The organism is Rhodococcus sp. 05-339-2 (assembly GCF_002258965.1).
Lineage (GTDB): Bacteria > Actinomycetota > Actinomycetes > Mycobacteriales > Mycobacteriaceae > Rhodococcoides.
Window position 1 is genome coordinate 516,152 of record NZ_NOYW01000016.1, and the last position, 25,264, is coordinate 541,415.

General features: G+C 65.6%; 23 protein-coding genes. 8 read left to right on the top strand and 15 right to left on the bottom strand.

Features of this window, described 5'->3' with window-relative positions; all coding sequences use genetic code 11:
* Positions 1-2: 2 nt before the first annotated feature.
* Complete coding sequence (locus CH273_RS16100; RefSeq protein WP_032396972.1) at positions 3-563, bottom strand: NUDIX hydrolase; 561 nt, start codon at positions 561-563, stop codon at positions 3-5.
* Between the two features lie 101 nt (positions 564-664).
* Here CH273_RS16100 and CH273_RS16105 point away from each other — a divergent pair, with 101 nt between their 5' ends.
* Positions 665-2,131, top strand: coding sequence for a CCA tRNA nucleotidyltransferase (locus CH273_RS16105; protein WP_032396971.1), 1,467 nt, complete (start codon positions 665-667; stop codon positions 2,129-2,131).
* Between the two features lie 51 nt (positions 2,132-2,182).
* On the opposite strand, the gene CH273_RS16110 is transcribed toward CH273_RS16105, so the two are convergent.
* The 3 genes from CH273_RS16110 to CH273_RS16120 are packed head-to-tail and all read right to left on the bottom strand — an operon-like array spanning position 2,183 to position 5,979.
* On the bottom strand, positions 2,183-3,679 hold the full coding sequence (locus CH273_RS16110; RefSeq protein WP_032396970.1) for a DUF4185 domain-containing protein: 1,497 nt from the start codon (positions 3,677-3,679) through the stop codon (positions 2,183-2,185).
* Between the two features lie 59 nt (positions 3,680-3,738).
* Positions 3,739-5,025 carry an MFS transporter gene (locus tag CH273_RS16115; protein ID WP_032396969.1) on the bottom strand — a complete coding sequence of 429 codons (1,287 nt, stop codon included), beginning with the start codon at positions 5,023-5,025 and terminating at the stop codon, positions 3,739-3,741.
* Positions 5,026-5,049: 24 nt separating this feature from the next.
* Positions 5,050-5,979, bottom strand: coding sequence for an NAD-dependent epimerase/dehydratase family protein (locus CH273_RS16120; RefSeq protein WP_032396968.1), 930 nt, complete (start codon positions 5,977-5,979; stop codon positions 5,050-5,052).
* A 117-nt stretch (positions 5,980-6,096) separates the two neighbouring features.
* Here CH273_RS16120 and CH273_RS16125 point away from each other — a divergent pair, with 117 nt between their 5' ends.
* Positions 6,097-6,786, top strand: coding sequence for a TetR/AcrR family transcriptional regulator (locus CH273_RS16125; RefSeq protein WP_032396967.1), 690 nt, complete (start codon positions 6,097-6,099; stop codon positions 6,784-6,786).
* 86 nt (positions 6,787-6,872) lie between these two features.
* The gene (locus tag CH273_RS16130; protein ID WP_032396966.1) at positions 6,873-7,490 is read left to right on the top strand and encodes a YqgE/AlgH family protein; all 618 of its coding nucleotides are present in this window, start codon (positions 6,873-6,875) and stop codon (positions 7,488-7,490) included.
* Between the two features lie 64 nt (positions 7,491-7,554).
* Here the strand turns inward: CH273_RS16130 and CH273_RS16135 are convergent, their stop codons facing one another.
* From CH273_RS16135 to CH273_RS16150, 4 genes are read right to left on the bottom strand one after another with little or no spacing between them, the layout of a single operon-like run.
* A complete protein-coding gene (locus CH273_RS16135) occupies positions 7,555-8,916 on the bottom strand; it encodes a glutamate decarboxylase (protein ID WP_032396965.1) in 1,362 nt (453 codons plus the stop codon).
* Positions 8,917-8,949: 33 nt separating this feature from the next.
* The gene (locus tag CH273_RS16140; protein WP_032396964.1) at positions 8,950-9,951 is read right to left on the bottom strand and encodes a bile acid:sodium symporter family protein; all 1,002 of its coding nucleotides are present in this window, start codon (positions 9,949-9,951) and stop codon (positions 8,950-8,952) included.
* A 9-nt stretch (positions 9,952-9,960) separates the two neighbouring features.
* Positions 9,961-10,941: a DUF1648 domain-containing protein gene (locus CH273_RS16145; protein WP_032396963.1), complete on the bottom strand. Its 981-nt coding sequence runs from the start codon at positions 10,939-10,941 to the stop codon at positions 9,961-9,963.
* A 9-nt stretch (positions 10,942-10,950) separates the two neighbouring features.
* Positions 10,951-11,355, bottom strand: coding sequence for an SdpI family protein (locus tag CH273_RS16150; RefSeq protein ID WP_032397343.1), 405 nt, complete (start codon positions 11,353-11,355; stop codon positions 10,951-10,953).
* 68 nt (positions 11,356-11,423) lie between these two features.
* Between CH273_RS16150 and leuS the strand changes: the two genes are divergently transcribed.
* On the top strand, positions 11,424-14,246 hold the full coding sequence (gene leuS / locus CH273_RS16155) for a leucine--tRNA ligase (RefSeq protein WP_032396962.1): 2,823 nt from the start codon (positions 11,424-11,426) through the stop codon (positions 14,244-14,246).
* Positions 14,247-14,363: 117 nt separating this feature from the next.
* On the top strand, positions 14,364-15,602 hold the full coding sequence (locus tag CH273_RS16160) for a lipase family protein (protein WP_179275490.1): 1,239 nt from the start codon (positions 14,364-14,366) through the stop codon (positions 15,600-15,602).
* Positions 15,603-15,630: 28 nt separating this feature from the next.
* Here the strand turns inward: CH273_RS16160 and CH273_RS16165 are convergent, their stop codons facing one another.
* Both CH273_RS16165 and CH273_RS16170 read right to left on the bottom strand, forming a co-directional pair.
* Positions 15,631-16,056 (bottom strand): pyridoxamine 5'-phosphate oxidase family protein, encoded by a 426-nt coding sequence (locus tag CH273_RS16165; protein WP_032396960.1) that lies wholly within the window; start codon positions 16,054-16,056, stop codon positions 15,631-15,633.
* Between the two features lie 66 nt (positions 16,057-16,122).
* Positions 16,123-17,382, bottom strand: a complete 1,260-nt coding sequence (locus tag CH273_RS16170) for a TetR/AcrR family transcriptional regulator (RefSeq protein WP_032396959.1) — start codon at positions 17,380-17,382, stop codon at positions 16,123-16,125.
* A gap of 354 nt (positions 17,383-17,736) precedes the next feature.
* Between CH273_RS16170 and CH273_RS28210 the strand changes: the two genes are divergently transcribed.
* Entirely contained in the window at positions 17,737-17,970 is a 234-nt protein-coding gene (locus CH273_RS28210) for a LuxR C-terminal-related transcriptional regulator (protein ID WP_371828381.1), read from the top strand.
* A gap of 72 nt (positions 17,971-18,042) precedes the next feature.
* Here the strand turns inward: CH273_RS28210 and CH273_RS16180 are convergent, their stop codons facing one another.
* Positions 18,043-18,714: an SDR family oxidoreductase gene (locus CH273_RS16180; protein WP_032396958.1), complete on the bottom strand. Its 672-nt coding sequence runs from the start codon at positions 18,712-18,714 to the stop codon at positions 18,043-18,045.
* A gap of 13 nt (positions 18,715-18,727) precedes the next feature.
* On the bottom strand, positions 18,728-19,243 hold the full coding sequence (locus CH273_RS16185; RefSeq protein ID WP_032396957.1) for a DinB family protein: 516 nt from the start codon (positions 19,241-19,243) through the stop codon (positions 18,728-18,730).
* Positions 19,244-19,352: 109 nt separating this feature from the next.
* Here CH273_RS16185 and ggh point away from each other — a divergent pair, with 109 nt between their 5' ends.
* Positions 19,353-20,690, top strand: coding sequence for a glucosylglycerate hydrolase (ggh, locus tag CH273_RS16190; RefSeq protein WP_032396956.1), 1,338 nt, complete (start codon positions 19,353-19,355; stop codon positions 20,688-20,690).
* A gap of 9 nt (positions 20,691-20,699) precedes the next feature.
* Here ggh and CH273_RS16195 read toward each other — a convergent pair whose 3' ends face one another.
* The gene (locus tag CH273_RS16195; protein WP_032396955.1) at positions 20,700-21,386 is read right to left on the bottom strand and encodes a thioesterase domain-containing protein; all 687 of its coding nucleotides are present in this window, start codon (positions 21,384-21,386) and stop codon (positions 20,700-20,702) included.
* Between the two features lie 195 nt (positions 21,387-21,581).
* Between CH273_RS16195 and CH273_RS16200 the strand changes: the two genes are divergently transcribed.
* Complete coding sequence (locus CH273_RS16200; protein ID WP_032396954.1) at positions 21,582-22,292, top strand: glycoside hydrolase family 25 protein; 711 nt, start codon at positions 21,582-21,584, stop codon at positions 22,290-22,292.
* Between the two features lie 105 nt (positions 22,293-22,397).
* On the opposite strand, the gene CH273_RS16205 is transcribed toward CH273_RS16200, so the two are convergent.
* Entirely contained in the window at positions 22,398-24,455 is a 2,058-nt protein-coding gene (locus CH273_RS16205) for a PhoX family protein (protein WP_032396953.1), read from the bottom strand.
* A gap of 80 nt (positions 24,456-24,535) precedes the next feature.
* Positions 24,536-25,264 carry an amino acid ABC transporter ATP-binding protein gene (locus CH273_RS16210; RefSeq protein ID WP_032396952.1) on the bottom strand — a complete coding sequence of 243 codons (729 nt, stop codon included), beginning with the start codon at positions 25,262-25,264 and terminating at the stop codon, positions 24,536-24,538.

Sequence of the window (25,264 nt, forward strand, 5' to 3'; positions counted from 1 at the left end):
GATCACTTCCCGCCGGGGATGGGTGCGCCCGAGTTGCCGCTGCTCATGTCGTCGATCAGGCGGGTGGCGATGGCGGCGAGTTTGCGTTCGTCGGCGTAGGCGAGCCTGGACGGTAGTTCGGTCAGCGGAACCCACGCGACCTCGGTCACCTCGAGGTCCTCGTCCGAGAGTTCGCCGCCCAGGAAGCGGAGCAGGTAGTGGTGGACGGTCTTGTGGACGCGTCGGCCCTCGGTGACGAACCAGTAGTCGATGCTGCCCAGCGAGGCCAGGACGGTACCGCGGATGCCGGTTTCCTCGGCGACCTCGCGCATGGCGGTCTGTTCGGCCGTTTCGCCCTGCTCGATGTGTCCCTTGGGTAGGGACCAGAGGAGGCGTCCGCGACGGTCGGTGCGGCCGATCAGGGCGGCGCAGCGTTTGGCGGGTGGCCCGTCGAGGCCGTCGACCACCAGGCCTCCTGCCGAGGTTTCGCGGACGGTCCTCAGCTTGGGTGCTTCGGTGTCGGCGCGTGCCTGACGCCGCCGCGGGTTGCGGCGGCTCCTGTTCGCACGTTCGGCAGCAGACACCCAATCAATACTAGTTGCCTGTGCGCACTCTTCTACCGTGCCGCACCGCGCGGTGAAGGCCGGGACAATCGATGGGCTCGGCGCAAGTAGGCTCTTCCACCGTGGCCGATCAGTCCCTGTCCTCCGTTTCCGCCGAGCACACCGATGCCCGCCGGGAGAGGTTGCTGGCGGGAGCTGCTGTGACGCTGCGCGAACTCGCTCCGGTGTTGACTCCGCTCGGTACCTTGTTCGCCGCAGCCGGGCACGAGCTGTACCTCGTGGGCGGCACGGTGCGCGACGCAGTTCTCGGCCGACTCGGAACCGATCTGGATTTCACCACCGACGCCAGGCCCGAGGACGTTCAGGCGTTGCTGTCGGGCTGGGCGGACCATCAGTGGGACACCGGCATCGCGTTCGGGACGATCAGTGCGGCCAAGGACGGTCAGACGATCGAGATCACCACCTATCGCACCGACTCCTACGATCAGGTCTCCCGTAATCCCGAGGTGCAGTACGGCAACAGCCTCGAAGAGGATCTCGTGCGCCGCGATTTCACGGTCAACGCCATGGCGGTGCGTCTCGGAGCCGACGGCGCCCAGGAATTCGTCGATCCGCTCGGCGGGATGGATGCGCTGCTCGAGGGCGTTCTCGATACCCCGTCGGCACCGGAGGTCTCGTTCGGCGACGATCCGTTGCGGATGCTGCGGGCTGCGCGGTTCGTCTCCCAGCTGGGCTTCTCGCTGATGCCTCGGGTGCACCGAGCCATCGAGGACTTGGCGGATCAGATCGATCGCATCACCGCCGAGCGAATCCAGGTGGAGCTGGACAAGCTGATCCTCGGCGCGCACCCGATCGACGGCATCGACGTGATGTGCGAGACGGGTCTGGCGCAGCGCATCCTTCCCGAGGTGCCCAACATGAAGCTCGAGATCGACGAGCACCACCAGCACAAGGACGTGTACTCGCACTCGTTGACCGTGCTGAAGCAGGCGATCGACCTGGAGGACGGCGATCCGGATCTCGTATTGCGTTGGGCTGCTCTGCTGCACGACATCGGCAAGCCCGACACCAAACGCAACGAGCCGGGCGGCGGAGTCAGCTTCCATCACCACGAGGTCGTGGGTGCCAAGCTGGTGCGAAAGCGTATGCGCGCCTTGAAGTATTCGAAGAAGATGATCGAGGACGTCTCGCATCTGGTGTTCCTGCACCTGCGGTTCCACGGCTACGGCAAGGGTCAGTGGACCGACTCTGCCGTCCGCCGCTACGCCACCGATGCCGGCGAGCTACTTCCCAAGCTGCACAAGCTGGTTCGCGCGGATTCGACGACGAGAAACAAGCGACGAGCTGCGGCGCTCCAGGCCACCTACGACGACCTGGAAGAACGCATCGCCCGTATCGCCGAGCAGGAGGACCTGGCTCGGGTGCGGCCCGACCTCGACGGCAACGCGATCATGGAGTTGCTGAACATCCCGGCCGGACCTGATGTGGGCAAGGCCTGGAAGTACCTGAAAGAACTGCGCCTGGATCGGGGACCGCTCTCTCGCGAGGAGGCCGAGGCCGCGCTGCTCGAGTGGTGGCCCACCCACTAGGCGCGTCCCGCGCACGTGCGCGAAAGTTCTTAGCCCACTACGAATTTCCGCTCACGACGAGCGCAGCTCGGCCTTGACCAGATAGACGTTGTAGCTGTCCCACTCCGAGACGGTGAAGTACAGCTCGTCCGCCGTCGACCACGGGTGAACGAAGCCGCCATAGGTCTTCGGGTACTCGGCGGTGTCGATCAGGGTGGCCGGCGCGGTCCACTGTCCCTGCGGCGAATTCGCCTCGCGCAGAACGATATCGCCGCGCAGTGGATCGAGATACGTCATCCGCCAGAGGTCACGGGCCTCGTCGTGATGGACCGACAGTTCCCCGGCCATACCGTCGGCGATGGGGGTGGCCTCGTTCGAGCCGACGGGAGCCCAGGTGCCGTTCACCCAGTACTGGTAGGCCGTCTTGTTCAGCACGTCCGCCTTCGGGACGCGCGCGAGCCCGACCTGTCCGACGCGACCGTTGACGGTGCCGAACATGTACACGTACTCCCCCGCCGGGACCATCGTCGAAACCTGGAACTTCGAGAAGCCGAAGACGTTGTCCCACTTGGCATGCTCGTCCTTGACCCAGGTGGACCCGTTGTCGTCCGAGTAGGCGATACCGCCGTAGTTGGTCCACCACATGCCGGGGATCGTGCTCCAGCGTCGAATGGACATGTAGGACATGTACTGCCGATCGGCGATCGCGAACCCGGAGGTGGGGATGACCGTGGTCTCCCAGTTCTCGATCTTGCGCGAGGGCAGCAGTTCGGCTGCGTGGCAACGCGAGTCCTGCACCATCGAGTCCAGGGTCATGCCGTCGGACAGGTCGGTGTCGGTGCTGTGTCCCAGTGCGTTGGATCGCCAGTCGTCGCCGCCGACGACGCCGAATTCCCACCCTTTGCCGAACGAATCGCCGAATGCCACTGCGATCTCGCCGGGCTTGCTCTCCCACATGATGCCGAGATCGGTGCCGTCGACCTGCCAGCGCTTGTCGGTGCGGTTCTCCGATCCCGGTCCGGTCACCTGCGAGACGACCTCGACGTGTCCGACGGCAGGTGCCGCGGGTGGCATCGTCGTGGGTCCGGGCTCTGCTGGGGAAACGGCGGGAGCGGGCGGCGGGGTTCCCGGGGTACCGCCGGGGCCGGGGATCGGGATGGGAATGGTTTCGGGTTGCGGGTCGACCTCGATGCGGGGGAACGGCAGATGGTCTGCGGAGCCCGATGCCGGTGAATCGGTGTCGTCGGTGAGATCGGGGCACGGGTCCGCACACGGGTCGGTCAGCACATCGGCCGGTACGCGGGTGTTGTTCGGGGCCGGGTCGGGCACCGGCACGAGTTCGATCGACGGGTACGGCACGGGGATCACCACGCGGTCCGGCAACGGCGGCAACTGCGGTGGATTGCCGGGTCCGATGGGCGCGGGTGGGTAGTCCTTGGGGTCGAAACCGGTTTCCCCACAAGAGTTCACCGGCGGCGGCGGGGCTGCGAACGCCGGGGGCGCAGCAAGGACGGCCGTACCTGCAGCAACTGCCAGTATGCAGCCGAGCGATGTCGTACGGCCCTGCATGTGTTGCCCCCGTGATCTCCGACGATACTCATCGGTCCGGTACGAGAAGATACACCACGTCAGAGGCGTGCGCGCCTGGTGTCGATCACCGCTGCGGCCAGGCCGAGGGTATAGATTCCCGCCCCGACGAACACCAGCGTGTGTGCGCTGGGGTCCTGGCTCAGATCGGTCGTGTCGGGGCCGACGGCGAAGGCCGCAGCGGCGAGGGCAGAGACGAATGCCACGTTGAACACGGTGTCCTGCAACGCGAAGACGCGTCCGCGGTGGGCGTCGTCGATCTCGATCTGCATGGCGGCGTCCCCGCTGAGCTTGACGGTCTGCCCGGCGATGCCCAGGAGGAAGGCTCCGATCAGCAAGCTGGTCTGCGTCAGGGCGGAGACGGCTCCGAGCTGCGCCGCGATGGCGAGCACGAGAGCGGCGGCAATCGTGCGGGTGCGCCCCAACCGGGGAACGACGAAGGGGGTGATGACAGCAGCGAGGAACATGCCGGTGGCGGTGGCACCCACGGCTATGCCGAAGCCGGCGAGTCCGCCGGGCAAGCTGCTCGCTGTCGTCTCGCGAAGAATCAACACCATGATCAGGGTGTTGATGCCGAACACGATGCGGTGTGCACCGATGCCGATCATCGCGGTCGTGACGCCGGCCGAGCGCCAGACTGCCTGTGCGCCCGATTTCAATCCTGTCGCAACGTCTTTCACAGTACTGTCGGTTCGGCTCGGGGTTCCCGGTCCCAGTGATCGGGGCCGAAACCGTGCCGCCGCGAGAGCGCCTGCGACCGAGCCGGTGGCCGCCAGACCCACGGCGATCCCCGAGCCGACATCGCCGGCACCGACGACGCCGATCACCGCGACAGCCAGGCCGGCACCCGCGGCGGCGAAACCGGAGCCGACGGTTGCAAGGACCGAGTTCATCGGCACCAGCCACGACTGCCGAACCACGTGAGGAAGCGACGCCGACGCTCCGGCGAGCACGAACCGGCTGAGCCCCACGGTGGCCAGCGCCAGCAGAAGCAGTGGTGTGGAATCGACCCCACTGCACAGCAGTCCTGCCGTGGCCATGATCAGAACGATGCGAATCAAGTTGGCCCACAGCAGGACCGAGCGGCGATCCCAGCGGTCGAGCAATGCCCCGGCGAACGGTCCGATCACTGAATACGGGACGAGCAACACCGCGAATCCGGCCGCGATCTCGGCCGGGTTCGTCGCACGCTCCGGGTTGAACAGAATGGCACCGCTGAGCGCGGCCTGGAACAACCCGTCGCCGAACTGACCGGCGAACCGAACTGTGGTCAGCTTGCCGACTCCCGGGGACCGGCGCAGTCGGGTACGGAAGGACGCGTCGCTCACCGACGGGACTCTAGCCCCCGCGCGTCATACGGAGACAGCGGGAGTCGAGGCCCACCACGCCATCGTGGCGGCCGTACCGTCGACGAGTGAGGTGGGCTGCTGCCCCAGGATGCTCTCGCTGCGGCTCGAGTCGAGGACATAGGGGTAGCGGAACTGATACAGCGTGTCGCCGAGTTCCTTCATCGGGCCCGGCACCAGCCTCAGCGCGCGCATCACCCAGGCCGGAATGACGCCGACCTTCGGTGCGGTGAGTCCAGCTGCAGCGGAGAACATCTCGATCATGGATCGCTGCGATACCGCGGGAGCTGTCGGGGCATGCAGGACGGTGTTCCACAGCGATGGCGACGCCGCGGCGGTGATCATCGCGGCTGCCAGATCCGGGACGTAGGTGAACGAGTGGGGTAGATCGGCGGAGGCGACGACGCGGATCGGCTTGCCGGCCAGGATGGGCGCAATCACCCGCTCCCCCATGTGGGAGGTCAGCACGCGCGGTCCGTAAAAATCCGAGGCGGCGACGCTGACGGTGGGGGTCGCGTGCGCATCACGCGCAGCGAGGAGCTCGGTACGTACTCCCAATTTCCGGAACGTCGCGTCTCGGGGCGAGTCCTCGCGGATCGGTCCGTCGACCCGGCCGTAGGCGTAGAGACTTTCGGGGAACGCGACGACGGTGCCCGCGGCCGCGTCGAGCACCCGCTTTTCCATCGATTCGAGCTTGTCCCGCCACACCTTGTCCTCGTAGGCGACGTGGGTGCAGTGGTAGATCGCGGTGGCACCGCTCAGATGGGGTCGAAGATCGTCGGATTCGATGTCGACGGCGCGGCGTTCGATCATCGGATGATCCGGTCCGCTACCCGACCGGGTGAGGACGCGCACCGAGTGGCCTTGTGCAGCAAGTTGTTCGGCGACGGTCCAGCCGACGGGCCCGGCTCCGGTGACGACGTGTAGTTCGGTCATGACTGCTCCAATTCGGTAAACGAGAGCGGTGCTCTCTGATGTATCGAGTGTGCACCCGCGGCGGCAATAAAGCAAGAGCAGTGCTCTCCAAAAAGAGCGGCAGTTACTGTGAGAGCCATGGCGAGCACCCCCCGCACCCGAGCCCGTGCGCAGACCTTGGCCGACATCACGCGGATCGGACGCGAGCACCTGGCCGCCGACGGTGCCGCGGCCCTGTCGCTGCGGGCAGTCGCCCGGGACCTCGGCGTCGTGTCCTCCGCCGTCTACCGGTACGTCGCCAGCCGTGACGAGCTGCTGACCCTGCTCGTCGTCGACGGATACACCGAGCTCGGGGACGCTGTCGACGCGGCGGTGGACGCGGTGGACACTCCCAGGGAGAAGTTCCTCGCGCTCGGCCGGACGGTTCGACAGTGGGGACTGCGGGAGCCGGCGCGCTACGCGTTGCTGTTCGGCAGCCCGGTGCCCGGCTATCACGCGCCCGCGGAGCAGACCACCGGGCCGGGCACGCGCGTGATCACCACGTTGGTGGCAGTCCTGCACTCGGCGTGGCAGACACGTCGACCGGACGTCGAGGCCGATCCGCCGGAGCTGGCGTCACTGCACGGAAGCTTCGAGGACATCCGTGCGCAGATGGAGACGGATCTGCCCGACGGGCTGATCGCACTGGGAGTCATGGTGTGGGCGTCGCTGTTCGGGGCCATCAGCTTCGACGTGTTCGATCAGTACGGTGCCACGACGTTCGCCAACAGGGACGACTTGTTCGAGTATCAGTTGGGACTTCTCACCGAGATCGCCGGGCTCCGGTAGGGCCGAGGCGGGAGTGGAGCCCGCGGAACGACCCATGGAAACTGGCCGCGGTGCTTGTGCCACATCGGCGGGTGCGCGGTGCCACAATGGCTAGCGTGGCATCGCATGCGGAGGAACCCGAGGACCAGACGACATCGGCCTTGCGCGATGTCCGCCCAGGTAGCCTGTTGGTGTCGTCCATCGAACTGGTGGAGCCCACGTTTCGGCGCACCGTCATCTACATCATCGAACACAACGATGCGGGCAGCCTCGGTGTCGTGATCAACCGTCCCAGCGACACCGCGGTGCAGAACGTGCTGCCCAACTGGTCCGAGCTGGCCGCCAAGCCGCAGGCGCTGTACGTCGGTGGCCCGGTCAAGCGCGATTCGGCGCTGTGCCTGGCGACGCTGCGGACCGGCGTGTCGCTCGACGGTGTTGCCGGTCTACGACGCGTCGACGGCCGAGTGGTGATGGTCGATCTCGATTCCGATCCTGCCGATATCGCCCCACTGGTCGAAGGTGTCCGCATCTTCGCCGGGTACTCGGGGTGGACGTTCGGCCAGCTCGAAGGTGAACTGGACCGGGAAGACTGGATGGTGTTGTCTGCCTTGCCATCCGATGTGATCGGTCCACCACGCATCGACCTGTGGGCCCATGTGTTGCGTCGGCAGCCGATGCCGTTGGCGCTGCTGGCATCCCATCCGATAGACGTCGACCGGAACTGAGTGCTACGCAGTGGTGCGGTCAGGTGCCACCCAGGGCACTCAACCGCACCACTGCCGCAGGCACTCAGTGGGAGAAGGCCCTCGCGTTCGAGTGCCCGCCTGATTTCAGTCCGTCGATCACTTCGTCGATGGCGCTGCACAGCATTCTGCCCAGATCCGCGCTGAATCCTTCTCGGACAACGACTCTGAGAACTGCGACGTCGGTGGCGTGGTCGGGCATCGTGTATGCCGGCACCTGCCATCCACGGGCGCGTAGTTCGTGGGAGACGTCGAAGACCGTGAAGTTGCAATGATCCTTCAGCATGAACGACAGCACCGGGAGCGCAGATCCGTCGGTGACGACCTTGACGTCGGGATGTTCGTCGAGATGCCTGCTCACACGAACGGCCGTGTCGCGCAGTGCTTTCATGATGTCGGTGTATCCGGATCTGCCGAGTCGCAGGAAGTTGTAGTACTGCCCGATCACCTGATTTCCCGGCCTGGAGAAATTCAGGGTGAAGGTGGGCATGTCTCCGCCGAGATAGTTGACCCGGAACACGAGGTCCTCGGGAAGATCTTGCTTGGTGCGCCAGACTGCGAATCCGATTCCCGGATAGGTCAATCCGTACTTGTGGCCGCTGGCATTGATCGACTTGACCCGCGGCAACCGGAAGTCCCATTCGAGTTCCGGGTCGAGGAACGGAACGACGAAGCCGCCGCTGGCCGCATCGACATGGACCGGGACGTCCGGGCCTCCGCTCGACGCGATCCTGTCCAGTTCCGCACAGATCTCCTGCACCGGTTCGAGTTCGCCGGTGAACGTGGTGCCGAGAATCGCGACGACGCCGATGGTGTTCTCGTCCACTGCATCCCGAACCTGCTCGGGGGTGATGACGTAGCGTCCACGTTCGACGGGCAGGTACTTGGGCTCGACGTCGAAGTAGCGGCAGAACTTCTCCCACACCACCTGAACGTTGCTGCCCAACACCAGATTCGGCGCGGCCGTTCCGGTGCCCTTGGCTCGCCAGCGCCACTTGAGTGCCAACCCGGCCAGCATGACGGCCTCACTGGACCCGATGGTCGACACGCCGGTGGCCGACGACGGGTCCTTTCGGTCGAGTCCGGGCGCGTGGAACAGATCGGCGACGATGTTGACGCAGCGCTCCTCGATGGCCGCGGTGGACGGGTATTCGTCCTTGTCGATCATGTTCTTGTCGAACGTCTCCGCCATGAGCTTCTCGGCCTGCGGATCCATCCACGTGGTGACGAACGTCGCCAGATTCAGGCGCGAGCTGCCGTCGAGCATCAGTTCGTCGTGGATGTAGCGGTATGCGGCTTCCGGGTCGAGTTGGTCCTCGGGAAGTCGCAGTGCGGGTACGGGATTGGTGGCGAGGCGGCCGGTGTAGGCGGCAGAGACGACGCCGTCGGTGTGCAGTTTCCTGGTCATCGTCTTCTCCCGATTTCTCGACTGGTACTCAATCTAGTCCGCGACGCGGGCCACGGGGCCCAGTTCCGATTCCGGCCGTCGCGCGAAATGCTGCGCGATCACGGTGCACACCATCAGCTGAATCTGGTGGAAGATCAACAGCGGCAGCACGATCAGTCCGACGGGTTGGCCGACGAACAGCACCGCCGCCATCGGTAGCCCGCTGGCCAGACTCTTCTTGGATCCGCAGAACAGCAGCACCAACCGATCCTCGAACGTGAAGCCCAACAACTTGCCTCCGTACCAGGTGATCGTGAGCACCAGGGCGAGCAACGCGGCGCACACGGCGACGACGAAGCCGATGCGCCACACCGCTACCGACGACCACACGTTCTGGTTCATCGATTCGCTGAAGGCGGCGAAGACCACCAGCAGGATCGAACCGCGGTCGACGAGTTTCGTCGGCGCGCTGTGTCGGGTGAGCCATCCGGTCACCCAGGGCCGGATCAGCTGACCGACGGCGAACGGAAGCAGCAGTTGCAGAGCGATATCGAGTACCGAGCCGGGGTCGATGGTCACGGAACCCGTGGTGGTCATCAGGGCGATCACCAGCAGTGGGGTGACGAACACGCCGATGATGTTGGAGAACGATGCACTCACGACAGCTCCGGCGACGTTGCCGCGGGCGATGGAGGTGAAGGCGATCGAGGATTGGACGGTCGAGGGGACCAGACACAGAAACAGGATTCCGGTGTAGAGGTCGTCACTGATCACGCCGGGAACGAGAATCCGCAGCGCAAGCCCGAGCGCGGGGAACAGCAGGTACGTGCACGCCAGGATCACCGAGTGCAGCCGCCAGTGTTTGACGCCGTCCCAGGCGTCGCGCGGCGAGAGCCGCGCTCCGTAGATGAGGAACAGCAGTGCGATGGCGATGCGCGTGATCCAGCCAAGGACGTCCTCCGCCGTGCCGGTGGCAGGGAAGAGGCTTGCCAGCGCGGCGACCGCGAAGATGCCCAGCAGGAAGGGATCCAGCACGGTATCCCGCAACAACTTCACTCGGCTAACTTAATCCATCGTGGCGCTGCGGGTCCGATCGGTGAGGGTGTTGAGGGTTCCCGCGATGATCGCCGCGTCGGCAGACCCGATGGTGAGCCGGTCCCCGTTCGCGAACGTGACGAAGGCTGCGGGCCCGGCTTCGGTGGCGACGGCGTAGTTGCCGCGTCCCTTGGCCCGTAGACCCCAACCACCGAACTCCTTCGACGGGTCCACCGTCCGAACGGACGAGCCGGTGATCTCGTCGATGTCGTAGTCGAACGCGGCCATTCCCAGACTCGATACGTACAGGCCGTCGCTGTCGACGTGCACGGTGAAGCGCAGCAGAGACAGGATGAGAATCGTCAGCGGGGCGAACAGGAAGATCGGCCACAGCGAGCTGGACAGGTAGCACGTCAGAGCAGCGCCTGCCAGAGATACCGCCGCGACGGTCGTGCCGGCGATTCGACTGGCACCGACATGGACGACCAGGGGCAATTCGGGACTGCACCGCGGCAGATCGGAGTGCGGCGGCGAGGTGGCGAGAACGCGCTCGCGGTGGTCGCGCAGCCGCGATGCGCCGAACAGTCCGGCCGCGAAGCCGGCGACGGTTCCCACCGCCATGGCCCAACCGGGGATGGTGACGCTCTGCGCGGTGGCCATGTCCAGTTCACGGACGAGGGTCGCGATCTGCAGAACACCGATGGTCCCGACGACGGTCAGCCCGATGATCAGCATCGTGCGACGCATGATCAGCAGCACCCGAGCCAATGATGCGACGGCACTGCACCCGCCGCCCACCAGCACGATCACGATGGCGAGGGTCCAGGCGTTGGAGAGCGGGTCGGCGAAGTCGTCGGGTTCGGTGCCGCTGAAGTGCGTGGCGACCTGCTCCGGCAGACGGTCCTGCCACAGGTACGCGAGGACGAGACCGAGAGCAGCGACGACCAGAGGTCCGAGGACACCGAAGACGACCCCGGCGGGATCGAACGTGCGGGCAGCCCTCGATTTCATCTGCTCGGCTCAGCTCGGCTGGCAGGCGTCCTTGAGGCTGCACGAGATGCACGAGCTTCCGCATCCGTCGGCCTCGGCGGGTGGCGGAACGGCCGCTGCTGCGCGGGCCCCGATGGTCCCGCCGGCTGCGGCGATGAACAGCGCGGCCACGAGGGCAACGACGACGCCGACGACAGCGGCGATGCCGCTCAGTGCGAGAGCGGCCACGGCGCCGATGGCCAGTACCAGGGCCGATGCGGCGGTGGTGGGGCCTGCGACGCGGTTGGCGAGGGTGAACGTCTCGTCGTCACGCATGGCCTCGGCGGTGCGGACACCCGCGAAACGGTTGCGTGGCAGCCGGCCCAGCAGTGACGCGACAGCGACAGCGCCGACGACGAGGGCGAGCACGAACAACACAACCGAGACGATGACCACCTGGCCAGGATACGGCGCAGCGAGGTCCTGGTACCAGGCGGGCCGCGTCACACTTTAGGCTGGTAGGTGTGACCGATTCCGTTGAAGCACCCACCGAGTCCGCCCCCGAGTACCGCTACACGGCCGAACTCGCCGGGCACATCGAGGAGCAGTGGCAGGACCTGTGGGAGACGCAGGGCACTTTCGACGCGCCCAATCCGGTCGGAAGCCTCGCCGGAGACGTCCCGAAGGACAAGCTGTTCGTCCAGGACATGTTCCCGTACCCCTCGGGCAGTGGGCTGCATGTCGGTCACCCCCTCGGCTACATCGCCACCGACGTCTTCGCGCGCTATCACCGCATGCAGGGCCGCAACGTGCTGCACGCGCTGGGTTACGACGCATTCGGTCTGCCGGCCGAGCAGTACGCCGTGCAGACGGGCACGCACCCGCGCAGCACCACCGAGGACAACATCACCAACATGCGACGCCAACTGCGTCGGCTGGGTCTCGGGCACGATCGCCGACGGTCCCTGGCGACGACGGACGTCGACTTCTACCACTGGACGCAGTGGATCTTCCTGCAGATCTTCAATGCCTGGTTCGACGTCGATCAGAACAAGGCGCGTCCGATCTCCGAGCTGGAGGCGGCCTTCGCCTCGGGCGAGCGGACCCTCGACGACGGCCGCTCCTGGGAGTCGCTGACCGTCGGTGAACGCCGCGAGGTGATCGACGGTTTCCGTCTGGTGTACGAGTCCAACTCGATGGTCAACTGGTGCCCCGGTCTGGGTACGGTGCTCGCCAACGAGGAGGTCACCGCCGACGGACGCAGCGATCGTGGAAACTTCCCGGTGTTCCGAAAGAACCTGCGGCAGTGGATGATGCGGATCACCGCGTACTCGGACCGCTTGGTCGACGATCTCGAGTACCTGGATTGGCCCGAGAAGGTCAAGACCATGCAGCGCAACTGGATCGGGCGCTCCCGCGGTGCGCAGGTCTCCTTCTCGAACATCGAGGTGTTCACCACTCGACCGGACACGCTGTTCGGTGCCACTTACGTGGTGCTCGCCCCCGAGCACGAACTGGTCGACGAGTTGGTTGCTCCCGAGTGGCCGGCGGACGTCTCCGACAAGTGGACCGGCGGAGCCGCAACCCCCGCGGAAGCCGTTGCCGCATATCGCGGTTCGATCGCGGCCAAGTCCGATCTGGAGCGGCAGGAGAACAAGGAGAAGACCGGCGTCTTCATCGGTGCCTACGTGAAGAACCCGGTCAACGGTGAGCAGGTGCCGGTGTTCATCGCCGACTACGTGCTGACCGGCTACGGCACCGGCGCGATCATGGCCGTCCCCGGACACGACGCACGCGACTGGGAGTTCGCCACCGCGTTCGATCTGCCTGTGCGCGAGGTCATCTCGGGCGGAGACGTCACCGAGGCCGCATACGTCGGCGACGGTGAGCTGGTGAACTCCGAGTTCCTGGACGGACTGCCGGTGGACGAGGCCAAGGCCGCCGTCATCGCGCGACTTAAAGCCGACGGCACCGGCCGCGGCACCATTCAGTACAAGCTGCGCGACTGGCTGTTCGCTCGCCAGCGTTACTGGGGCGAGCCCTTCCCGATCGTCTGGGACGCAGAGGGCAACCCGCACGGGCTGCCGGATTCTGCTCTGCCGGTGGAACTTCCGGAGGTCGAGAACTACGCACCTGTGTCGTTCGATCCCGACGACGCGGGCTCCGAGCCGTCCCCGCCCCTGGCCAAGGCCAGCGAATGGGTCGAGGTAGAACTCGATCTGGGCGACGGGCTGCAGACCTACACCCGCGACACCAACGTGATGCCGCAGTGGGCCGGCAGCTCCTGGTACCAGCTGCGCTACATCGACCCCACCAACTCCGAGGCCTTCGCCGACCCGGAGAACGAGAAGTACTGGGTCGGACCGCGTCCGGAGATCCACGGACCCCACGATCCCGGCGGAGTCGATCTCTACGTCGGTGGCGTCGAGCATGCGGTGCTGCACCTGCTGTACTCGCGCTTCTGGCACAAGGTGTTGTTCGATCTGGGCCACGTCAGCTCGAGCGAGCCGTACCGTCGCCTCTACAACCAGGGCTACATCCAGGCCTACGCTTTCACCGACGCTCGCGGCGTCTACGTGCCCGCGGCCGAGGTGATCGAGCGCGACGGTGGCTACTTCTATCAGGACCAGCCCGTCAACCGTGAGTACGGAAAGATGGGTAAGTCGCTGAAGAACTCGGTCTCCCCCGACGAGATCTTCGCCGAGTACGGTGCCGACACCCTGCGCTTCTACGAGATGTCGATGGGACCGCTGTACACCTCGCGGCCGTGGGCGACCAAGGATGTCGTCGGCGCGCAGCGCTTCCTGCAGCGGGTGTGGCGACTGGTGCTCGACGAGGTGACCGGCGAGGTCCGCGTCACCGACGCCAAGCCCACCGAGGACACGTTGCGGGTACTCAACCGCGTGATCGACGGTGTGCACGCGGATTACGCTGCGCTGCGCGACAATACGGCCGGCGCCAAGCTGATCGAGCTGACCAACCACATCACCAAGGCGTACCCCGACGGTGCGCCGCGCGGGGTCGTCGAGCCGCTGATCCTGATGCTCGCTCCGCTGGCACCGCACCTGTCCGAGGAACTGTGGAGCAAGCTCGGTCACGAGAAGTCGTTGGCGCACGGGCCTTTCCCGCGCGTGGAGAAGAAGTGGCTCGTCGCCGATACCGTCGACTACCCCATCCAGGTCAACGGCAAGGTCCGCAGCCGCATTACCGTTCCCGCAGATGCGACGAAGGACGACGTCGAGAAGACTGCGCTGGCCGACGAGAAAATCGTGGCCCTGCTCGACGGCAAGGCCCCGACCAAGATCATCGTGATCCCGGGTCGCATGGTGAACATCGTCCTGAAGTAGTCCCCGCCCAGCTCGAAGTTATGGACGAAAATCGCGGTGATTCCGTCCATGACTTCGAGTTCGCGGAGGTTTAATTGTTCCATGTCACTGGCTGGTAGAGGCTTTGCAATGAGGCTGATGGCCTCGGTCGTTCTACTCCTCGGGTCCGCGTCATTCGTCAGTGTCCCTGTGGCACAAGCAGATCCGGGACCCGGCTCACCGGCTCCGGCCGATGATCCGTTCTACGAGTGGGACGGCGGGCTGGACGTCTCCCCGGGAACGGTCCTTCGGTCGAGGCCCATGACGTTCCGTACCCCCAGCCAGCCGACGCCGATCACGGGTAGCCAGGTTCTGTACCGAACCACCGACCAGCAGGGTGACGGCGTCGTCACGGTCGTAACTGTGCTGCGGCCCTTGGTTCCCGGGCCGACGCGGATCGTCTCGTACCACATGGCCTACGACGCGCTCGGCTCTCAGTGCAATCCCTCGTACACGCTCAGCGGCGGGTCGACGAGTCCCATTGCCGGCGCGGAACAGACAGTCATTGCCGGCTACCTCGCAGCCGGCTACACCGTCGTCGTACCGGATTACGAGGGTGAGGAGCTCGAGTGGACGATCGGGCGGCAGTCGGGCTACGCAGCGCTGGACGGCGTTCGTGCGGCCCAGTCCTTCCTGGGGCTTCCGTCGAGCACGCCCGTCGGCATGGTCGGGTACTCCGGCGGATCGGTGCCGACGCAGTGGGGTGCCGAGATTGCTCCCGAGTACGCCCCCGAGCTGAACCTCGTCGGTGCGGCGGCCGGCGGGCTGCCGGTCGACCTGGCTCACAACCTGCCGTACGTCAGCGGAAACAAGCAGTGGGCGGGTGTCATCCCGGCACTGGTCGTCGCCTACGAACGTGCATACGGCCTCGACCTGAACAGTTTCATCTCCGACTACGGCCTCGAGGTCATCGATCAGGTCGACCAGGAGTGCATCGCGCAGTTCGCCGACGACTATCCGACGCTCACCGACGCGTCGATGGTCAAGGCCCCGTACACCTCACTGCTGGACGTACCCGAGGTCGTGGCGGCGATCGACGACAACATCATGGGCAGTCAGGGCACTCCGCGAACGCCGATGTTCCTCGCTGTCGGGCACGCCGATCCGATCGGCGACACGATCATGATCACCGGCGACGTGCAGGGGCTGGCGTACGCATACTGCGGGCGGGGCGTCGATGTACAGTACGCACAGTACGACGGCCTGACGCACAGCGATGCGTTCCCGGTGTTCGAGGCGCAGAGCCTGCAGTTCCTGACCGAGCGGTTCGGCGGTGGGCCGACGCACAGCAACTGTGCGACCGTCCCGCCCGGCAACGCCCTGACACCGACCACCTGATTCGGGAAGTCGCTACCGGCACGCTACCTCAGATCGCGCCCAGATCGGCCGACAGCCAATGCTCCGGCTGCAGGTAGAACACCACGTTCTCTTCGTGCTCGCTGGCGGCCATTTCGAGATAGCCGTCGACCTTCTCCGGCGGTAGGTAGCGCGCAGCCATGGCGCGTAGTAGCTCCGACGTACTCGGCTCTTCCCGCGCAACCGGTCCCTCGACGGACACGTATTTGATGGTCGGATTCGTCTGCTCGATCATGAGCGTGAAACGCTGTGCAGCCCTGATCGATTCGGCTTTCCTGGACGTCTTTCCGGTGAGAACCCAGGCCTGGCCGCCAGGTGTGTAGTCGTACCAGATGGGGACGGTCAACGGACCACGATCCGGGCCCGCGGAGACGGACAGCGCGGCGACGTGAGACTCGGCCAGAAATTCTTCGCGTTCTGCCTTCGACAGTGCCATGACACAACCGTAGGACTTTCGCAGACCGAGTTCCAGACCTACGACGCACCCTCGGGCCGGGTGATGTCAGGGCGTCCTGGTCGAGACGCCCGGCATCAGTACTCGCAGCACACCGGCGACGACGTCCGACGCCGTTTCGGTGGGACGCGTCAGGCATCGGAAGAGAACGTTGTTGGTCAGCATGATCGCCACCTCGGGTGCGGGTGCCTCGTCGCTGAACACACCGGTTTCGCGTCCGCGTTCGAGGATGGGGACGACGGCAGCGGGGAGGTAGAGGTTCTCGATGACGGTCGTGATCGTGCTCGGATGCTGGAACTGCTCGAAGCTCAGGGCGAGGAGCATCCCCGAGCTCATCGCGCGGTTGTCGATCACGAAGTCTCCCAGCGAGATCAGGGTCCGTTGCAGTGCGACTGCGGGCTCGATTCCGAGGCGTTCGTCGGCGCGGCGCAACCGTAGGACGCGATCGAACTCGGGTTTCAGTGCGGCGACGATGATGTCGACCTTGCTGGGAAACAGGCGGCGAAGATCGTCGACCCGGATCTTCGCCGCTGCGGCGATGTCGGCGAGCGTGACCAGGAAGTAGCCGTTGTCGAGGAAGAGCGTTTCCGTAGCCGCGATGACGTCGGCCTCCAGATCCGGGCGAAGGGAAGCGGCACCCTCGAGCGCATCGACGGGGTCGGGTTCGGGTGCAATCCGATCGGAGTGCACCGGGTCGATGGCCCACCGCAGGATCGAGGTGACTGCGTCGGATACCTCGTCCGTGGCAACCGAACCGGGCGTGAGCATCTCACGGAGCGCGTAGCCGTCGAGGAGTGCGCCCAGGGCAGTGGACAGGGACGTCAAGGACAACGGCCGACGCACGGACCCACCCTGGGCCTGGATCGCCTGACCCACCACTGTGCGGAGGTCTGCATCGAGCCGTTCGAATTCCGGGGTGACTGCCTTGCGGGCTCCGTCGTGGTCGGCTGCGAACAGGACGGCGATGAGTCGGCGCCGCATCAATCCCGACGTCAGGTCGTCGAACAGGGCCGACACCGGGGCAGCCGCGTCGCGCCATCCCGTCGGCGGGTCGGTGGGTGAGACGGTTCCGCTGTAATTGACGGTCAGGTTGTCCAGCAGATCCGCGACGAACGCCTCTTTGCCGCCGGAGCCACCGCTGCGTGAGTTGCCGGGGTAGGCGTTGTGGAAGGTCTGATGGGACAGACCGGCACCGTCCACGACGGCCGCGATGGAGAGCGATCGCGCCAGATCGGTGGTGTCGAGTTCGTCCAGAAGCCGGTAGCCGGTCCGAAGGAACTGCTCGCGCGGGGTCGGCCTGGTGTTCAACGACTACCGCCTCTACAGACTGCACAGCTCCGGAATGGACCTCGAACCATAGCAATCCGAGTGTGTCGCCCGCATGGTTTACAACCAACTACACGTGAGGTTAGTTGGAACACTCTGATGGAGACCTGAGTCGAATTGGTTTGTGTTGCAGGGGATTCACGCGCCGTGATCAGATGCACACGGGCCGAGAGTTCGGGTGACGGCCGATATCGCGAGGAGGCACACATGGTGGTGATCGGTCATCGACCCCCCACACAGCCGCGAGCTCTGGCACCACTCGGCACCAGGCAGCCCCTGACACGTTCCACGCACCCTCCGGTGCGAGTGCAGAGGACACCGCCGCAGGCGGTGCCGGTGTACGCATCTCCCGGATTGACAGAGCGTGAGGTCACCGTCCTGAAGGCTTGGCTGGACTGCGACTCCAAAGTCGACGTCGGGGCCCGTCTTCACATCGCACTGGGAACCGTCAACACGCACCTGACGCGAATCCGCGACAAGTACTCCCGCGTGGGTAGAGCGGCTCCGACGAAGGCTGCACTGGTCGCCCGGGCACTGCAGGACGGCATCGTGACGCTCGACGACCTCTGAACGCGATCGGAGATTTCATCCCCTCCTACGAGGCCGGAGTGGAGCCTGCGCAACGGCCGAGGGCACTTCTGCTCACCTGGTGCGCAGCACCAGTTCCGTGGGGTGAGCATCGGCGGGGGTATCGATGGCGTTGCGCACCGCGAGGGCGACGGTACTGGGTTGCAGGAACTTCGAGCCGTCGTACTCCCCACCCTCGTGTGCGACGATCTCGCGCTGCATCTCGGTGTCGATACGTCCGGGATGAACCGAGGTCACACGAAGCGTCGGCTCCTCCTGTCGCAGTGCATCACCGAATGCGCGCAAGGCGAACTTGCTCGCCGCGTAGCCGCCCCACCCCGGGTTCGCGCGAATGCCGGCACCCGAATTGATCAGCACCACATGGCCGTTGGCCTTCCGCAGCGCCGGTAGGAGCAGCCGAGTCAGCTCGACGACGGCGACGACGTTCACCTCGTACTGTCGCCGCCAGTCCTCCGCCGTCGACTCCTCGACGGTGCCCAGCGCTGCGACTCCGGCGTTGTGCACCAACACGTCGAGAGAATCGATGCCCGACGCGGCTGCGGCCACCGCGTCGGGATCGGTCAGTTCCACCGGCCACGGGGTGGCTCCCGACAGTTCCGACGAGACGGCCTCGAGAGACTCGGCCGATCGTCCGCCGAGCAGGACGTGGTGATCCGGGGCGAGCAATCGGGCGATGTGGGCCCCGAGGCCACGGCTTGCCCCGGTCACCAGCGCAGTAGGAGTCATGAAGCCAGACTATCTAGAAGCTCATACCCGCCTCGGATGCCCAGGTCCGGGTGGTGTTCGCTCCGTCGAGTTCCTCGCGAATGATGTCCGCGTGCCCCGCATGCTGCGAGATTTCGCGCAGGATGTGCAGCACCGTGAATCGTGCGCTCTGCCAGATGCGTTCGGGTGCCCAGGGTGCCGTCGGGACCGGGACGGACAGATTCAGATCCAACGTCGCCAAGGCATCGGTGGTGGAGCGCGCCACCTCTTCCCACTCGGTGATGAGCCCTGCGACAGTCTCGTCGTCCGCCATGACGTATTCGCCGCCGGCGGACTCCATGTCGAACTCGGCCGTGTCGTCGAGTTCGGCGATCACCTTCATCCAGTGCCGTTCGTTGCTGATCACGTGATGCAGCAGTCCGCCGAGGGTGAGTTCGCTGGCGGTCGTGCGGGTACGCGCCTGCTCGTCGCTGATGCCGCGGACGGTGATGAGAAAGTTCGCGCGCTGTTCGTCGAGCATTCTGGTGATGTCGGTGTTCTCGGTGGTCATCGTTTCCTCCTGGATGGGCTGGTGAATCCCACACTAGAAACAATCGAGGACAGGTTCGGTCCTCGATTTCAAACGAGCGGAATCACGCGCGCGGACGCAAACTGTCTGCATGGGCGATCGAGGTTTCACTTCCACGCAGTTGGCGGCGCGCGCGGCATATCTGCTCAGGGGCAACGACCTGGGCACCATGACCAGCGCGGCCCCGCGACTGTATCCGCACATGTGGAGCTGGGATGCGGCGTTCGTCTCGGTCGGGTTGGCTCCGCTGAGCGTGGAGCGGGCCGTGGTGGAGATGGACACCTTGCTCTCCGCGCAGTGGAAGAACGGGATGATCCCGCACATCGTCTTCGCCAACGGTGTCGACGGCTACTTCCCCGGTCCTGCGCGGTGGGCGACGGGCACGCTCGCGTCGCACGCACCGATGAGCCCGCAGACCTCGGGGATCACTCAACCGCCGGTGCATGCGATCGCGGTGCAGCGCATCCTCGATCATTCCAAGCGCCACGGCCGTACGACGCGTGCCGTCGCCGAGGAGTTCCTCGACCGCCGCTGGGGTGATCTGGTGCGGTGGCATCGCTGGCTCGCTCAGGCCCGCGATGTCGACGACAACGGACGGATCGCGGTCTTCCACGGCTGGGAGTCGGGGATGGACAATTCGCCTCGTTGGGATTCGGCCTATGCGAATGTGGTTCCCGGAGAGATGGATCCGTACTTCCGAGAGGACAAGGCGGTGATCTCCGACGCCTCCCAGCGGCCGAGCAATCTTGAGTACGACCGCTACATCTGGCTGGTGGAGGAGATGAAGCAGGTCGGGTACGACGACGATGCATTGAAGACGAAGATGAGCTTCGCCGTCGAGGACGTGTTCGTCAGCGCCATCTTCGCGGTGGCATGCGATGTGCTCGCGACCATCGGCGAGGACCATTCACGTCCCCACTCCGATGTTCGGGAGTTGCGGTCGTGGGCGGAGAAGTTCCGCAAGGGCGTCATCGCGACGACGGATGCGCGCTCCGGTGGGGCCCGTGACTTCGATCTGCGGACGGGCCAGTGGATCGGCACCGAGACGATCGCGATGTTCGCCCCGTTGCTGTGCGGCGGACTGCCCCGCGAACAGGAACGAAACTTGATCCGCATCTTCGAGGGCACGCGGTTCTGCGGGCACCCGGATCTGCGCTATGCCGTTCCGCCGTCCACGTCCCCGGTGTCGAAGGATTTCCGTGCCCGTGAGTACTGGCGCGGGCCGGTGTGGCCGGTGATGACGTGGCTGTTCTCGTGGGCGTTCGCGCGTCGTGGGTGGTCGGAGCGGTCACTGTCGTTGCGAGACGAAGGCTTGCGTCAGGCCAGCGACGGCAGCTTCGCCGAGTACTACGAGCCGTTCACCGGAAAGCCGCTCGGCAGCATGCAGCAATCCTGGACGGCCGCGGCCGTGCTGGACTGGCTGGGGTAGCGAGAAGGATCAGCCGAGGTAGCTGTCGACCAGAGGGCCGACGACGTCGAACGAGGTGGCGTCGGGCACGAGGTACTTGGCGACGGTGCCGCAGACGAAGGGGTGCCACGCGGAACCGGAGTCGGTACCGAGGGACGAGACGGCCAGGACGTTGCCGAAGTAGATGCCGGGCAGGTGGCGCTGGACGAGTTCGTCGTTGTGCGACGCGACGGCGAGCAATTCCTCGACGTGGCTGCGATCGATCTCGTCACCCATGGCTCCGAGCAGATCTGCGCCCTCCGCGCGGGCCCGGACAGGGTCACTGTCCAGCAGCGTCAGTGCGCCGACGGTGACGCCCCGGTTCTGCAGTTCGACGGCGATGGCGTGGGCGAGAACGCCACCGAACGACATGCCGAGGAGGTGGACGGTGCCGTCGGTCTGGATGCGAACGATGTCGTCGGCGTACTGCGCCGCCAGTGCCGCGAGGGATTCGGCGCGCTCACCGGACGCTGGTACCTGGACGCCGTAGATGGGGCGGTCGTCGTCGACGTGAGGTGCCAGGCCTGCGTAGCAATCGACCAGACCCACCAGCGGGTGGATGCAGAACACGGGGTCGAGGTGTCCGGTGGTTCGGATCGGCGCGATGGTCGGCACCGCATAGTCGGACGGGTCGAGATCCGTGAGAGCCAGATGCGATAGATCGTTCACGACAGTCATGGGTGCGCCTCCGAGCCAAGAGATGTAGTTCGTGTTTGCATTGGTTTGTTCGTGCCGACTCTGGGTATGTCGCTGTCGGCGGCGTGAGTGTTACCCACGTCTCATTACCGAGGACTCAACCATGTCTGTGGACCGATCGCATTAGTGACTGTTCACCATTGAGTGCCCAGGTCCCGGCCCCCTACTCTCACCCGGGTGGTCTTCTCCCGCACGTCACGTGCTCTGTTCGTATTGTTCTCGGCCGGTGTCATCGCCTGTGCTGCTCCCGGGATCGCGTCGGCAGTTCCGCAGGGCCCGGACGTCTCGTCGTGGCAACACATCGACGGCACCGCGATCGATTGGCATGCCGTCAAGGCGGCGGGCCACGGATTCGCGATGGTCAAGGCCACCGAAGGTCTGGATTACGTCAACCCGTACTTCGTCGAGGATTCCATCGTCATGCGCACGGCGAACGTGGCGCGCGGGGCGTACCACTACGCCGATGTGACGCTCTCACCCGAGTTGCAGGGCGCGTACTACTCGGCACTGGTGCTGGGCATCAACGGCCCGGGTGATCTGCCGCCTGTGCTCGACCTCGAGGACGCGAAGGGGAGGTCGCCTGCCGAGGTCATCGACTGGACGCACCGGTACCTCGATACCGTCCAGACGCTGACCGGCCGTCAGCCGATCATCTACACGTATCCGAACTTCTGGCGGACGGCGATGGCCGACACCCACGAGTTCGCCGACTATCCGCTGTGGATCGCCGACTACAACGACGAGCTGGGGCCGCTGCCCGGCGGCTGGACGAACTGGCTGTTCTGGCAGTTCACCGACCGCGGCACCATTCCCGGAATCGATGGACGTACCGACATCAATCACTACGCGGGCACACCGGAATCGCTGCGGGCACTCGCTCGGTGGTGACGCCCGTCCACCTGTCGGCTTCGCAACCACACCGGTAGTGCGAAAGAGCCCGCAGTCGATTGTCTCGACTGCGGGCCCCTTCGGTTCACTGTCGATCCCGAACTGCTACGCCGACTTCCACACTGCGACGACGGAGGGCCGCGGCTGGGTGTCGCCGCCGTCGGGCCAATGCGAGATCGGTGCGTCGGCGGTGGCGTCGTCGCTTTCGCCCGGGTGCTGCACGCACACCACCACCCGTTCGTCGGAGACGATGGGACCACAGGTCTCGCCGCCCGCGGGAACCGTCAGGAACTGACGAGTCTCACCACGACGTGGGCCGTCGAGCACCACGGCGAACAGGCCGTCGTTGGAGTCGAGCGCGTTGCCGTCGGTGGAGACCCACAGGTTGCCCTTCGAGTCGAAGGCGAGGTTGTCGGGGCACGAGATGGGGCTGACCTGACTCTTGTCGAAGCCGCCGAAGTACGTGTCGGCCTCGTTCGGGTCACCGCACACCAGCAACAGGTTCCAGGTGAACGACGTGCCCGCGTGGTCGTCGTCGAGCTCGAGCACCTGGCCGTTCTTGTTGGCGTTGCGAGGGTTGGCCTCGTCGGCCGCGGCCTTGCCCTCGGTGCCTCGGTTGGTGTTGTTGGTCAGCGCGACGTAGACCTTGCCGGTCACCGGGTTGGGCTCGAAGTCCTCCGGACGGTCCATCTTGGTTGCGCCCACCTTGTCGCCCGCCTGGCGGGTGAACACCGCGACCTCCTCGGCCGACATGCCGTCGACGAGTGACGTGCCGCGGCCGTCCTCGCCGGTCTCGAGCAGAGGGATCCACGTTCCGGTGCCGCGGAACTCGCCGTTGGCGGGCAGGGTGCCCGAGCCGTCGATCTCGTCGGGAGTGTCGCCGGTGAGGGTCGCGACGTACAGCGTGCCTGCGTCCAGCAGCGTCAGGTTGTTGCGCATCGCGGCCGCACCGGTGCCGGGCATCATCGTGCGGCTCGAGACGAACTTGTACATGTAGTCGAAGCGCTCGTCGTCACCGCTGTAGGCGACGACGGTGCCGTCGTCGGTGACGTGGATGGTGGCGGCCTCGTGCTTGAAGCGTCCCAGCGCGGTGTGCTTGATCGGAGCCGACTGCGGATCCCACGGGTTCACCTCGACGATGTACCCGAATCGGTTGGCCTCGTTGGGTTCCTGAGCGAGATCGAAGCGCTTGTCGAAGGTTTCCCACTTGCGATCGCTGGCGGCACCCTCGATGCCGTAGCGGGCGAGGCGATCGGCGGCGACGGTCTCGGTGACCGACTCCGCGTTGCCGAAGTACTGGTTGAAGTTCTCCTCACCGGAAAGCACCGTGCCCCACGGCGTCAGACCACCCGAGCAGTTGTTGAACGTGCCGAGCACGCGGGTACCCGTCGGGTCGGCGCTGGTCTTGAGGAAGTCGCTGCCCGCGGCCGGGCCGGTGACGACGAACTCCGTCGTCCCGGTGATGCGACGGTTGTATCGGCCCATCGTCGGCGTCAGCTTGCCCGAATCAGCCTCGCCCTGAACCTGAACCACCGTCAGGCCGTGTGCGGCGAGTGCAATGTCGAACTGCTCGCGCGTCGGCTTCTCCGCGTCGTAGCCCTTGAACATCGCCGGCTCGGTGGTGTACTCGTGATTGACCGCCAGCAGGAACGCGTTCGGTGTGCCCTCCACCGGAAGCAGGCCGGCGAAGTCGTTGTTGAAGCCGAACTGCATCGCCTGCGCAGCAGCGGTCTGGTTGTCGAAGTCGAACGCGGGAGCGCCCTCGACGACCGGATCGCCCCAGCGGATCACGACGGCCTGCTCGTGGCCCTCGGGTATCACGACGGCGTCCTCGGTGTTCGGTTCCACCGCAACGAAATCCACGCCGTCGACCGGCGGGGTGTCGGCACCCGACGCGCTGGAGGTTGCGCTTCCGGTGGCGGCGGGCTCGTCGGTCGAGCACGCGGCGAGAGCGCTACCGGCACCGACCGCGAGCACCGCCATCGCACCGCCCTTGATCACTCCGCGCCGCGACATCGCGGTCTTGACGATGTCGCCGAAGTATTCACCCTTCGAGGTGTTGGGAACCTCGTGGAAACACGCATCGCCGCACTTGTACTTGCACGTCAATGCCGATCGCTTGGAGCTTCCGTCGTGAACCGCGAACAAGGGTAGTGGCTTCATGAGTGGGCACGCTGTCACCCAAAAGCGAAAGTAAAGGAACGTTCAGGTGAAGTCGCGGACAACGAGGTTGCCCTAACGTGCTACAGCACCTGCGACAGAAACGCTTTCAGTCGATCGGTGTGCGGATCGTCGAACAACTGCTCCGGCGTTCCGGTTTCGACGGCGCTGCCGTGATCCATGAACAGCACCCTGTTGGACACCGATCGCGCGAAGCCCATCTCGTGGGTCACCACCACCATCGTCATGCCGCCCTTCGCGAGGTCGGCCATCAGCGCCAGCACGCCCTTGACCAACTCGGGGTCGAGAGCGGAAGTGGCCTCGTCGAAGAACATCACCTCCGGCTTCATGGCCAGTGCTCGCGCGATGGCGACGCGCTGCTGCTGTCCGCCGGAGAGATTGCCCGGACGCGAATCCGCCTTGTTGGCCAGGCCGACCAACTCGAGCTGATCCATCGCGGCCGCGCGAGCAGCCTCCTTGGACAGGCCGAGCAGCTTCTGCGGGCCGAGCGCGATGTTGTCGGCAACGCTCTTGTGCGGGAACAGGTTGAACTGCTGGAACACCATGCCGATACGTTGACGCAACTGGTCGGGGTTGTCCTCGAGCACCGACTTGCCGTCGAGCAGGATGTCGCCCTGTTCGGGTTCGTGCAGCCGATTGAGAGCACGCAGCAGCGTCGACTTGCCCGAGCCCGACGGGCCGATGACCGTGGTGGTCGTGCCGGCCGGGACGTCGATGCTCACCCCGCGAAGCACCTTGTTGGTACCGAAGGACAGGTGGATGTCCTTGCCTACGAGCGAAACAGAAGTCAT

Bases quoted from the DNA above. Each gene is read 5' to 3' on its own strand.
- CH273_RS16130 (WP_032396966.1), top strand. From the start codon at position 6,873: ATGGCTAGCGTGGCATCGCATGCGGAGGAACCCGAGGACCAGACGACA.
- CH273_RS16145 (WP_032396963.1), bottom strand. From the start codon at position 10,941: ATGAAATCGAGGGCTGCCCGCACGTTCGATCCCGCCGGGGTCGTCTTC.
- CH273_RS16205 (WP_032396953.1), bottom strand. From the start codon at position 24,455: ATGAAGCCACTACCCTTGTTCGCGGTTCACGACGGAAGCTCCAAGCGA.
- CH273_RS16125 (WP_032396967.1), top strand. From the start codon at position 6,097: ATGGCGAGCACCCCCCGCACCCGAGCCCGTGCGCAGACCTTGGCCGAC.
- CH273_RS16135 (WP_032396965.1), bottom strand. From the start codon at position 8,916: ATGACCAGGAAACTGCACACCGACGGCGTCGTCTCTGCCGCCTACACC.
- CH273_RS16210 (WP_032396952.1), bottom strand. From the start codon at position 25,264: ATGACTTCTGTTTCGCTCGTAGGCAAGGACATCCACCTGTCCTTCGGT.
- CH273_RS16180 (WP_032396958.1), bottom strand. From the start codon at position 18,714: ATGACTCCTACTGCGCTGGTGACCGGGGCAAGCCGTGGCCTCGGGGCC.
- CH273_RS16160 (WP_179275490.1), top strand. From the start codon at position 14,364: ATGGCCTCGGTCGTTCTACTCCTCGGGTCCGCGTCATTCGTCAGTGTC.
- CH273_RS16165 (WP_032396960.1), bottom strand. From the start codon at position 16,056: ATGGCACTGTCGAAGGCAGAACGCGAAGAATTTCTGGCCGAGTCTCAC.
- CH273_RS16110 (WP_032396970.1), bottom strand. From the start codon at position 3,679: ATGCAGGGCCGTACGACATCGCTCGGCTGCATACTGGCAGTTGCTGCA.
- CH273_RS16195 (WP_032396955.1), bottom strand. From the start codon at position 21,386: ATGACTGTCGTGAACGATCTATCGCATCTGGCTCTCACGGATCTCGAC.
- CH273_RS16185 (WP_032396957.1), bottom strand. From the start codon at position 19,243: ATGACCACCGAGAACACCGACATCACCAGAATGCTCGACGAACAGCGC.
- ggh (WP_032396956.1), top strand. From the start codon at position 19,353: ATGGGCGATCGAGGTTTCACTTCCACGCAGTTGGCGGCGCGCGCGGCA.
- CH273_RS16120 (WP_032396968.1), bottom strand. From the start codon at position 5,979: ATGACCGAACTACACGTCGTCACCGGAGCCGGGCCCGTCGGCTGGACC.